This window comes from Marinobacterium sp. NO-S09 (genome assembly GCF_059179545.1).
This window is the reverse complement of the sequence record NZ_CP168954.1, coordinates 2,836,135-2,848,167: the sequence shown is the minus strand read 5'-3', so window position 1 is coordinate 2,848,167 and position 12,033 is coordinate 2,836,135. Positions and strand designations below refer to the sequence as shown.

7 protein-coding genes are annotated in these 12,033 nt (G+C 56.3%); 3 read left to right on the top strand and 4 right to left on the bottom strand.

Annotation, left to right across the window (positions count from 1 at the left end):
• Window positions 1–3 precede the first annotated feature (3 nt).
• From lhgO to O3C79_RS13175, 3 genes are all read left to right on the top strand, one after another.
• The gene (gene lhgO / locus O3C79_RS13185) at window positions 4–1,209 is read left to right on the top strand and encodes an L-2-hydroxyglutarate oxidase (protein WP_494383459.1); all 1,206 of its coding nucleotides are present in this window, start codon (window positions 4–6) and stop codon (window positions 1,207–1,209) included.
• A gap of 110 nt (window positions 1,210–1,319) precedes the next feature.
• Window positions 1,320–2,165, top strand: coding sequence for an MliC family protein (locus O3C79_RS13180; protein WP_494383458.1), 846 nt, complete (start codon window positions 1,320–1,322; stop codon window positions 2,163–2,165).
• Between the two features lie 113 nt (window positions 2,166–2,278).
• On the top strand, window positions 2,279–6,004 hold the full coding sequence (locus tag O3C79_RS13175; RefSeq protein ID WP_494383457.1) for a bifunctional diguanylate cyclase/phosphodiesterase: 3,726 nt from the start codon (window positions 2,279–2,281) through the stop codon (window positions 6,002–6,004).
• 28 nt (window positions 6,005–6,032) lie between these two features.
• On the opposite strand, the gene O3C79_RS13170 is transcribed toward O3C79_RS13175, so the two are convergent.
• The 4 genes from O3C79_RS13170 to O3C79_RS13155 all read right to left on the bottom strand — a co-directional run bounded on the left by O3C79_RS13170 (window position 6,033) and on the right by O3C79_RS13155 (window position 11,836).
• A complete protein-coding gene (locus O3C79_RS13170) occupies window positions 6,033–6,986 on the bottom strand; it encodes a 2-hydroxyacid dehydrogenase (RefSeq protein ID WP_494383456.1) in 954 nt (317 codons plus the stop codon).
• Window positions 6,987–7,015: 29 nt separating this feature from the next.
• Entirely contained in the window at window positions 7,016–7,477 is a 462-nt protein-coding gene (locus tag O3C79_RS13165; protein WP_494383455.1) for a MaoC family dehydratase, read from the bottom strand.
• Between the two features lie 97 nt (window positions 7,478–7,574).
• Window positions 7,575–10,793 (bottom strand): efflux RND transporter permease subunit, encoded by a 3,219-nt coding sequence (locus tag O3C79_RS13160; protein ID WP_494383454.1) that lies wholly within the window; start codon window positions 10,791–10,793, stop codon window positions 7,575–7,577.
• Window positions 10,790–11,836 (bottom strand): efflux RND transporter periplasmic adaptor subunit, encoded by a 1,047-nt coding sequence (locus O3C79_RS13155; RefSeq protein ID WP_494383453.1) that lies wholly within the window; start codon window positions 11,834–11,836, stop codon window positions 10,790–10,792. Before O3C79_RS13155 ends, O3C79_RS13160 begins: the two co-directional genes overlap by 4 nt.
• Window positions 11,837–12,033: the final 197 nt, after the last annotated feature.

Genomic DNA, 12,033 nt, shown 5'->3' with positions numbered 1-12,033 from the left:
CCCATGAACAAGCAATTTGATTTTATTGTGATAGGTGGTGGCATACTGGGGCTTTCCACCGCCCGCCAGCTACAGCAGCGCTTCCCGGGTCAAAAGGTACTGGTGCTTGAAAAGGAGAGTAGTCCGGCTCAGCACCAGACCGGTCACAATTCCGGCGTGATTCACGCCGGGGTTTACTATAAGCCGGGTAGCCTGAAGGCCAAATTCTGTAAAGAGGGCAATGTGGCTACCAAAGCCTTTTGTCGTGAGCACGATATTCCCTTTGACGAATGCGGCAAGCTGCTGGTCGCAACCAACGAAATTGAGCTGGAGCGCATGCAGGGGTTGATCGGGCGCTGTGCGGAAAACGAGCTGCCGATTGAAGTGCTCAATGCCGAGCAGCTTAAAGCGCGAGAGCCTAATATCACCGGTGTTGGAGGCGTTTTCGTGCCTTCCACGGGGATTGTGAGCTATACCCGCATTTGCGAGAAAATGGCGGAGCTTGTGGTCGCTGATGGTGGCGAAGTCCATTTCAACTCGGAAGTGCGTGAGATTCAGGAAGGTACCGATCAGGTTGAAGTCACCACAAATAAAGCCCGCTTTCAGGGTGGTTTTCTGGTGGCCTGTGCCGGCCTGATGTCCGACCGTATTGTTCGTATGCTTGGGCAGGAGCCGGAGTTCAAGATCATTCCGTTTCGCGGTGAGTACTTCCTGCTGCCGCCGGAGCATAATCAGATCGTGAATCACCTGATTTATCCGATACCGGACCCCGATCTGCCGTTCCTGGGAGTACACCTGACGCGGATGATCGACGGCACGGTCACCGTTGGGCCCAATGCGGTACTGGCCTTCAAGCGTGAGGGCTACCGCAAATCTGACTTCAGCCTCAAGGACATGTCTGAAATGCTGACCTATCCGGGGCTGCTGAAGATGCTGGCGCGTAATCTCAAACCCGGTCTTATGGAGATGAAGAACAGCCTGTTTCGCAGTGGCTATCTGGAGCAGGTGCGAAAGTACTGTCCTCAGCTGACGCTGGAGGATCTGCAGGCCTATCCGGCGGGTGTTCGAGCTCAGGCGGTTGCCAGGGATGGATCACTGGTGGATGACTTCCTGTTCGTTAACTCCAGGCGTGCATTGGTGGTATGCAATGCGCCTTCACCGGCGGCTACCTCGGCGATTCCCATCGGTGCCCACATCCTTGAACGGGTTGAGGAACAACTGGGCCGTTGAGTAGTCTTTGAAACAGGCCGGAGCAACCCAGTGTTGTTCAAGCGCATATTTCAACTTTGCCGGGGTGCTGTCAGACTGACCGCACCCCGTTTTATTTCAAGGATGCCCCCATGCGTTCACTATTTTTGATCGTTCTGTCTTTTTCGGCTCTCGCTGGCTGTGCCCGTCAAGAGCAGCCGGAACCGCCTATCGCAAACAATCCGGCCTGTACGACCGACTGGTTTGAGTCCGTTGAGGCGCGTCTGGGCACAGGTGACGGTCAGGGGCATGGGCCTGATATTGGCAGTCAGGAATGGTTTTCCGTTGTAGAGTTCCGTCTTGGCCTGAGGGGGCAGAGCGGTGTACCTGAGGCCGGTACTGATCGCTGGTGTCATTTTATCGAGGAGCAGCTCGAACCGTTTCAACAAGCAAGCGGTTTAAGCCCGTCTTTTAACTGCAGCGCAGCAGAGGCATTATCATCTGCCGAGCAACATGTGTGTGGTGATGCCGAGTTGACCCGGTTGGATCTGACACTGGCTCAGGTATATGAAGAAGCCCAGAGTAGAGTGAAGTCCGAGTCAGCTGGTGCGCTTTTAAAGGCCGAGCAGCGTGGCTGGCTTAAGGGGCGGGATGAGTGCTGGAAGGCATCTGATGCACGTACCTGTATCGCCGACGCCTACCAGCGACGTATCGCAACCCTGCAGGCACGTTACCGTCTGGTGTCATTCACCGGGCCGGTGCTCTATCGCTGTGGTCCAGATTCTTCAGAGCTTGCAGAGGTTCGTTTTTTCGACACCGAGCCGTCAACCGCCGTTGTGCAATATGGCAATAATTATGCGCTGATGTTTGCAACGCCAGCCGCCAGCGGTGCCCGCTATGAAGGGCGTAATGAGGTGTTCTGGGAACATCAGGGCGAAGCCCTTATTCGCTGGGGTTTTTCGTCTGCGGAAATGGCCTGTCAACGGAGCGATAACTGATAATCGTCAAGGCGAACTATGTTACCTGAGTGCGACAGTCGAGATTTCTTGAGTCTTGGCATCTAATTCTGTAGCTTGATGACCCATAATACATTGGTTGTGGAGCTCAGGACTTGTATTTCTCCGCACTCGGCAGGCGACTGGCCCCGAGGAAACTGCTGAACAGTTGCCTGGCACTGCTTACACTGCTGCTGAGTATGCCTTCGTTGGCGTTGGCAGATCACTATTCCAGCCAAGGGCCTGAGTTTTCTCAGGTTTTTCATGATGCTGACTTGCCTATGCTGTTGATTGACCCGGAAGCGGGCTCAATTGCTGAGGCGAATGCGGCTGCGGAGCGTTTCTACGGTTATAGTCGTAGTGAACTGCAATCGATGAGCATTCAGCAGATCAACACCTTTACTCCACAACAGGTCAAGGAAGAGCGTGCGCTTGCGGCATCGGAAGGGCGTAACTTCTTTATTTTCCGTCACCGCCTGGCCAATGGTGATATCAAAACCGTTGAAGTCCACTCTCGTCCCTATCGCTTTGGCGGCAAGCCACTGCTGTATTCCATTATTAATGACATTACGCCCGGACGCTATCAGCAAGCCGAACTCTGGCACTATCAAGAGCGCTTGGAACAGATGGTGGATGCCCAGGTGCGGGAGATAGAACAGTCTCGTCAGCAGCAGTTCATGTACCTGGCGATTGGCTTACTGATACAGGCGGCCGTAATTCTGATTCTGTTCCGGAATATTCGTCACCGTCGAGCCCTGGAACGGCAAACCAGAAAAATCAACCGTGCGCTGGAAGAAAACAGGCTTCAGCTGGAAGCGGCCCAGCGTATTGCTCGTGTGGGCAGTTGGCAATTGAGCCAGCAACATCAGACCATGGTCTGTTCAACTCAGATGTTGGATATCCTGGAACTCGATACGGATGATCCGCAGCGAATTTACAACCAGGCCTGGTTACGTGTTCACCCGGATGACGTTGAGCTGGTGCGCCAACAGATGGACAAGGCGATAGCCGAACAGGGTGAGTATGAGATTGAACACCGGTTGTTGATGGAGAATGGGCTGGTCAAGCATATTCATGTCAGAGGGGAGTGCATGGATACCTCTGAGGATGTGGTGCTGATGGGGACGGTACAGGATGTGACACGCCAGCATGCGGTTACCCATGCATTGACTGCATTGGCAACTGAATATGCGCCGCTGTCCGGTGAGGATTTTTATCGAGCGGTTTGTCAGCATCTGTCAGCAGCGCTGGGGCTTGAGTATGTCTTTGTGGGCCGTCTTATGCCCAACCAGCAGGCAGTAGAAGTGATTACCGGCTGTACACCCGAGGGTGACATGCGGGGCTTCAAATACAGCCTGAATGGCACACCTTGCAGTAATGTTATGAAAAGTGCCCATTCAGTGCATGCGTGCGGTATTCAGGCCAGTTACCCCGAGGATGCACTGCTGCAGGATATGTCGATCGAGTCCTATATCGGCAGCTCTCTTTTGGACAAACAGGGCCAACCCATCGGGATTCTGGTGGGGCTGGGCTGTAAGCCGCTTAAGCAGGAGGTACTGGCGCAGGAGTTGCTGAAAGTTTTTGTGGACCGTGTGTGTGCCGAGATGCAGCGTTCACTGGCTGAACAGCAGATTGAAAAAATTGATGCTTACCGCGAAATTGTTCTGCGCTTTTCAAACCGGTTTATCAATCTGAGCTTGCCCGAAGTTGACCAGGCCATTAGCCAGGCGCTGCAGGAAATTGGTGAGTTCATAGGATCTGATAATTGTTACCTGTTTGAGTACGACTTTCTGGCGGGTACTTTCTCGATGACACATGAGTGGTGCAACGGCAGCATGCGCAGTTGGCGGGATCGATTACAGAATCTGCCCATCGTCAACATGCCCTCTTGGGTAGAACGTCATCGCAGAGGTGAAACCATCTCGATTCCGGATGTTGACCATATGGAGGAAACCTTTGTTGCCGATATCGTCAAGCAGCGAGGTATTAAAAGCTTCATAGACGAGCCTTTGATGAACAGCGGGGAGTGTATTGGCTTCGTAGGGGTGTCTTCTTCCCATGAAAAGCAAGCGTTCACTGAGGAAACCATACAGCTCCTTAGGCTTTTTGCTGCCCTGTTGACCAATATTCGTAAACGTCGTCATGCCGAAGGGCAGTTGCGCTTATCAGCCAGCGTGTTTGATAACGCTGACGAAAGCATCATGATTACAGATACCGAGTGCAGGATTATCCGCGTTAATGAAGCCTTTACGCGCACCACTGGATACAGCGAAGAGGAAGTGAGAGGGCTCGACCCCATCTTCATGAATGTGCACCACACGGAGCCCGGATTCATGAAACAGATGTGGCAGCGCTTACGCGCCTATGGTGCCTGGAAAGGGGAAGTCTGGAACCGCCATAGGGAAGGTGAACGCTATGCGGTGTTGCAGAAGATCAATGCCTTCCATGACGAGGAAGGTGAGCTTCAGGGCTACGTATCTCTGATGTCGGATATCACGACACTGAAAAACCAGCAGCATCAGCTGGAACGTATTGCCCATTTCGATGCTCTGACCGGCTTGCCCAACCGCACCTTGCTGGCAGATCGCATGCAGCAGGCGATCGCGTTGGCTAACCGAAACCACACCCAGATTGCGATTCTGTTTATCGACCTTGATGGCTTCAAGGCCGTGAATGATACCCATAGTCATTCGGTTGGTGATGAGCTGCTGGTGCAGGTTTCCAATCGCATGAAAAAAGTCATGCGTGATGAAGATACCCTGGCTCGTATTGGTGGCGATGAATTTGTTGCCGTGTTGATGAATCTTGAACAAACCGAAGATAGCCTGCCGGTTATCAGGCGTTTGCTGACCTCAGTGGCTGACCCGATTCACATCAAAGAGCTGGAGCTGAAAGTGTCGGCCAGTGTGGGTGTTGCGTTTTACCCGCAACGGGAAAACCTGGATGCCGATCAGCTTTTGCGACAGGCGGATCAGGCCATGTATCAGGCTAAACAGGCGGGTAAAAACCGTTATCAGCTGTTTGATGTTGAGCGGGACCTTGCTTTACGGTCACAGAATGACAACCTTGAACGTTTCCGTTTGGCGCTGGAACAGTCTGAACTGGTGTTGCATTACCAGCCTAAGGTCAACATGCGCACTGGACAGGTCGTTGGCTGTGAAGCGCTGATTCGTTGGCAGCATCCCGAGCAGGGGCTGCTGCCTCCGGCCAGCTTCCTGCCTGCTATCGAGAACCATCCCCTATCGGTTGATGTGGGTCAGTGGGTGCTTGAAAATGCGCTGGATCAAATTCTGGCTTGGCGGGAGCAGGGTCTGGAAATACCGGTCAGTGTGAATATCGATGCCATCCACCTGCAGCGTTCAGACTTTGTTGACTCCCTGCGAGCTGTCTTGGCTGAACGCCCCGATATTCGTGCCGGCGATCTTGAGTTGGAAATTCTGGAGACGACGGCGCTGGAAGATGTAGAGCACGTATCGACCATTATTGAAGAGTGTAGCCAGCTGGGGGTTGGGTTTGCGCTGGACGACTTCGGGACAGGGTATTCATCTCTGACCTATCTCAAGCGTTTGCCTGCGCAGTTACTTAAAATTGACCGCAGTTTTGTCCGTGACATGCTGGTGGATCCGGACGATCTGGCCATCCTGAAAGGGGTTATTCAGCTCGCCAGTGCTTTCCGTCGAGAAGTCATTGCTGAAGGGGTTGAGACGGAAGCCCATTTCCGCGAGTTGCTGGCGCTGGGTTGTGACCTGGGACAGGGCTATGCCATTGCTCGGCCCATGCCTGCCGAAGCAATGCCAGCCTGGCATCAGAAGTGGGAGACTAGCCATAAGGTTGATGGCTAGTCAGTGCTGTTTTGAAACCGTAAACAGCCTAGGTATTTACACAGCGTACTGGCTGGCCGTTTAGATAGCCTCTTATGTTGTCACGGGTTTGAGCAATGATTGTGGTCCGCGCCTGAATACTGCCCCAGGCTGAGTGTGGGGTGATAATCAGGTTGGGAATGGTCGCGTCCAGCAGCAGGTTACCCTTGCGTGGCGGCTCTTCGGTAAGCACGTCGGATGCAGCACCCCCCAGGTGGCCTGAGCATAGGGCATCCTTAAGGGCAGCCTCATTAACGACGCCGCCACGAGCTGCATTGATAACAAAACTGCGGGGCTTCATTTTTGCCAGCGCGTCTGCATCGATCAGGTCCCTGGTTTGTTCCGTCAGTGGGCAGTGCAGGCTGATTACATCCGCAGTTTCCAGCAACTCATCGAAAGAGATCCGGCCAGCGGGAACCTGTTCACTGCCTGGTCGAGCGGCAACCAGCACCTTCATGCCGAAACAGCCGGCCAGTCGTGCCACCTCCTGTCCCAGGGCCCCGTAGCCGATGATCCCCAGGGTGCGTCCGTTCAATTCCAGAATGGGGAAGTCAAGCAGGCAGAACTGGCTGGAGCGGTTCCAGTCGCCGTTCTTGACGGCACGGTCGTAGTCCAGCAGGCGGGTATGCAATGCCAGCATCAGGCCCAACACATGTTGAGCAACCGCATTCACTCCGTAGCCCTGAGAGTTGCACACGGTTATGCCGCGGGCCGATGCTGCCGTCAGGTCGACATTATTGACGCCGGTGGCCACTACGCAGATCAGTTTCAGGCTGTCCGCGGCCTTGATTGTACTGGCGTCCAGGACGACCTTGTTGATGATCACCAGGTCAAAACCGGCGATACGCTCGGCCACTTGCTCGGGCACAGTTGTGGGATAACAGACCAGTTCTTCGACACAGTCGGCAATGGGGCTCAGGTCAAGGTCATCAAGGCTTTGGGTATCGAGAAATACAGCTCTCATTTCAAGTCCATAAAATAAGGTGAAATAGGTCAGGAAGGGCGACGGAAAGCGAGCATTTTGGCCGTCATCACCTGCAGTACCTGGTTGTTCTGATTGCGTGTTTCATTGCGAACAACCACGATACCCCGGTCTGGCTTGGAGCGGGAAGGAATCACTTCCTGCACTTCCATGACGACATGGATTTCATCACCGGGACGTGTCGGATTGGGCCAGTTGACCTCTACTCCGGCACCGATCATGCCGCCACCGAAAGGGATACCGCTGGTGACCATCAGGCGCATCGTCATGGAGGCGGTGTGCCAGCCGCTAGCGGCCAGCCCTCCAAAGAGGCTTTGTTCAGCCGCTGCTTCGTCCAGGTGGAAGGGCTGAGGGTCGAACTGGTCAGCAAAGGTTTTGATCTCGTCAGCACTGACGGTCAGTGTGCCGGTCGTAAACGACATGCCGGGTTCCATGTCATCCAGGTAAAGTTTGTCTTCGGTGCGGGTATCCATGAAGTGCCCTTGTTATTGTGTTGGGTTATGGCGTGTTCCAGTCTTAACATCTTAACGATTGCGGCAGTGCGGTTAAACCGAAAGCCTGAGCGATTAATTACAGCCAGCGACAGCGTGCCAGGGTGTAGTAGAGCAGCGGCACCACAATGATGGTCAGCAACGTGGACATGGCCAATCCAAACACCAGTGATATTGCCAGGCCGCTGAAAATCGGGTCGTTAAGAATGAAGTAGGCCCCGACCATTGCCGAGATGGCCGTCAGGGCGATCGGTTTCACCCTTACAGCGCCCGCGAGTACGACAGCTTCTTCCAGCGCTGTCCCTTCGTCCAGCAGCTGGCGGATAAATACCACCAACAGGATGGAGTTGCGCACGATGATCCCCGCCAGCGCGATCATGCCGATCATGCTGGTGGCGGTGAATTCCCGTCCCAGCAGGGCGTGGCCCGGCAGAATGCCGATCAATGTCAGTGGAATGGGGGCCATGATTACCAGCGGCAGCACATAGGAGCGGAACTGGGCCACCAGCAGCAGAAAAATCATGAACACACCGACGCTGTAGGCCATGCCCATATCTCTGAACGTTTCATAGGTGATCTGCCACTCGCCATCCCATTTCAGGGTGCCCAGCTCCGGCAGAGGCGGTTGCTGGATGAAGAACTGTTCCGGGGCGCCTTCAAGCTGATCCAGCCGGTCAACCATAGCGAACATGCCGTACAGTGGCGAATCGATGGCACCGGCCATATCGGCGGTAACATAGGTCACCGGCAGGAGGTCCTTGTGGTAGCGGGCTCCGGGCCAATCGCTCGGTTCGATGCGGGCGATACTGGCCAGGGGGACCAGCTGCCCCTCACGGTTGCGGACCTGTAATGACAGTAGAGCTGACGCCTGTGCCTTGTCGCCCTCGTTCAGGATCACCCGGATTGGCACCGGATATTTGGCATGCTCGTCATGCAGGTAACTCTGGGTGCTGCCGCCCAGCGCGGTCTGCAGCGCCTTTACCACTTGGCCTTGAGCGACGCCGTAACGGGCGGCGCGGGCGCGGTCGACCACCACATGCCACTGTTCAACAGGCGCTTCCAGTGTGGTGTCGATATCGACCAGTCCTTCCACCTGCTGCATCTGCGCAGCTACCTGCTTTGCAAGGGCTGTGCGGCGAGGCTCGTCAGCAGCATAGATCTCGGCCACCAGTGGCGAGAGTACCGGCGGGCCGGGCGGAATCTCGACGATTTTCACCGAGGCGCCGAAGGGCTGGGCAATCGCCTGCAGCGGTGCACGCAGCGAAGAAGCAATGTCGTGTGATTGCTGCTCACGGTCGGTATCGGCCACCAGATTGACCTGCAGGTCGCCATGCCATGGGTCGCCACGCATGTAGTACTGGCGTACCAGTCCGTTGAAGTTGATCGGCGAGGCGGTGCCGGCATAGCTCTGCCAGTTGGCCACTTCCGGCACATTCTCCAGATAGGCACTGAGCGTCAGCAGCAGGCGTTGGGTTTCTTCCATCGGGGTCGATTCCGGCATGTCGACCACCACTTGCAGCTCGGACTTGTTGTCGAACGGCAGCATCTTGAGGATCACATACTGGTACACCGGCAGGGCCATCGACAGTAGCATCAGGCCGATGACGCCGAGACTGAGCAAACGGCGGCGCCAGCCGTGGTCGCCAAGGAAAGGTGTCAGGACAAAACGGAAAATTTTCAGCGATATCGGGCTGACACCATCGGCGGAGCTGCCGGTTTCCTTTACTTCACCAGTGCGATGGCGAAGCAACCGCATCGCCAGCCAGGGTGCCACCACGAAAGCCACAATCTGCGACAGCACCATTCCGGCAGACGCGTTGATCGGTATCGGGCTCATATAGGGCCCCATCAGTCCGGTGACGAACGCCATCGGCAACAGGGCGGCCATGATAGTCAGGCTGGCCATGATGGTGGGGGTGCCAACCTCGTCCACGGCCACGGGAATGATGTCGCGGATGCGGTGGGTAGAGTTCTGGATTCGGCGGTTGATGTTCTCGGTGATGACGATGCCGTCATCGACCAGAATGCCAATGGAGAAGATCAGTGCGAACAGGGAGACCCGGTTCAGGGTAAAGCCCCATGCCCAGGAGAACACCAGTGTCAGCAGCAGGGTGACCAGCACGGCAACACCCACAATGGTCGCCTGACGCCAGCCCATGGCGGCCAGTACCAGCAGCACCACACAGACGGTGGCAGAAATCAGGTCGGTGATCAGCTTTTTCGCCTTTGCTGATGCAGTCTCGCCGTAGTTACGGGTAATCACCAGTTCCACGCCTTCCGGCAGGGCACGGTTGCGCAGTAGTTCCAGCCGTTCCTCGATGGCGGTGGTGATATTGATCGCGTTTTCGCCCGGCTGCTTGGCGATTGCGAGGGTAACTGCCGGGTAGATCTGGCCAACTTCACCGGAACGATGATCGGCTTTGCCGGGCCCGAAACCGAGCATGACACTCTGGTCCGGTACCGTGTCGCCGCGACTGATCTGGGCAATATCGCGCATGAATACCGCCGCGCCCTGGTGCATGCCTACCACCAGATTACGCACCTGATCGACCTGCTCCAGCAGCTGGCCCGCTTGCACCGGTACCGACAGTCCGTCTTGTGTCGTGCGCAGGCCCTGGGAACTGGCGTTGGCCGCCTGCAGCGCCATTGAGATGTCGTCCAGTGTCAGGCCGTAGCCCGCCAAAAGAGCAGGGTCGAAGCGGATATCGACGCGGTCGGGCACGCCGCCGATGGTGTAGATGTCTCGAGTGCCAGGGATACGTTTGAGTGCCACTTCCAGCATGTGCGCCATCCGGGTCAGTTCGGTGCCGGCGTAGCGTTGCTGAGGGTCGTACAGGGTCAGCGACATGATCGGTACATCATCGATGCTGCGCGGCTTGATCAGCGGCTGGGTGGCCCCAAGGTCGGTGGGCAGCCAGTCCTGATTGGAATAGACCTGGTTGTACAGGCGAACCAGTGCTTCCTGCCGGGTGACGCCGACCTTGAACTGCACCGTGACTACCGCCACACCCTGGCGGGAGACGGAATAGACATGCTTGACCCCTTCAATCTCGCTCATTACCTGTTCGGCAGGCGTGGCGATGACGCTCTCTACCTCGGTGACGCTGGCGCCGGGCAGGGCAACGATGATGTCGGCCAGGGTGACATCGATCTGCGGCTCTTCCTCCTTGGGCGTGAAGATCAGCACCAGAATGCCAAGCAGGATGGCGATCAGCGTCAGCAGCGGGGTGAGTTTGGAATCCTGGAAGATGCGGGCAATCGCGCCGGATGGGCCGACGGGTGGCAGGGACTGGCTCACTGGGCGGTCTCCCCAGCCGGGTGCAGTTCGGCGGCACCGCTGAGATCAAGCGGGTGAGCGATTATACGTTCACCTGCCTTTAGCCCTGCAAGCACTTCGACCTGGTCATCGTTACGCACACCGGTACGAATCTGGCGCAGGCGGGGCTGGTCCTGATCATCCAGTACGAAGACGGCACGAAGCTCACTGCGGTGCAGGATGGCATCAGCTGGAATCCACAATGCTTCGCGTGTTGCCACCGGGACACTGACCTTGACCAGCATGCCCGGATACAGCTGGCCATCCGGTTCGACCAGCGGCATGCGCAGGCGGAAGGTGTGAGTGGCTGGATCGGCATAGGGGTAGAAGGTCATCTCACCGGTTTCCAGCTCGCTGCCATCAGTCAGGCTGACCAATGCTCGGCGCTGCTCACGGGCCAGTCCGGCATACTGCTGCGGCAGATCCACCACTACACGCAGATGTTCCAGCGACAGTCCGGTCAGCAGTGGTTGGCCGGGATTGACGCTCTCACCCAGCTCCACATGACGTTCGACCAGAATACCGCCATAGGGGGCAGTGATGCGGGTGTAATCGAGCTGCTGCTGCGCTTCGGCCATAGCCGCTTCGGCGCGGGCCAGGCGTGCCTGGGAAGCGTTGAGCTGGTTGCGCGCCTGATCCAGTGCCTGGTTGGCCACCAACTTACGTTCATGCAGGGACTGAGTGCGACTTAACTGCTGACGCGCATCCGTCAGGCCGGCTTGGGCTTCTGCCAGACCTGCCCGTGCCTGACTGAAGCGTGCCTGTTGTTCGCTGTCATCCAGTTGCACTATGAGAGCACCGGCGGGGACGGAATCGTCCACGTCGAAGGGCAGAGAAGTGACACGGCCGCTGGTTTGGGCCGAGACGGTGCTCTGCTGCACGGCTTCGATGATGCCATCCAGCAACAGGTGCTCTTCCAGTGTTTGCCGCTGCACAACGAGCATTTGCGGACTGTCCTGCGCCGCAGCGAGATAGGTGGATATAAATGCCAGGCATAGCAGAGCCAGTACGCGGATGAAGCTCATGGAAACGTTCCTTGGCGGTCATTAATATTAGAATATATTTATATAAAGGCGCACCAGGGTCAATCGCTCTTTTGGTGTGTGACAGGCCCCATTATTGGCTCAGTATAGTGCTGTGCAAGATAACAAGATAAAGGTCTGCAAAAGGGAGGTGACGGAGGTCGGAGTTTGGCAGGCCCGGCATTGGGGCAGTTTTACTG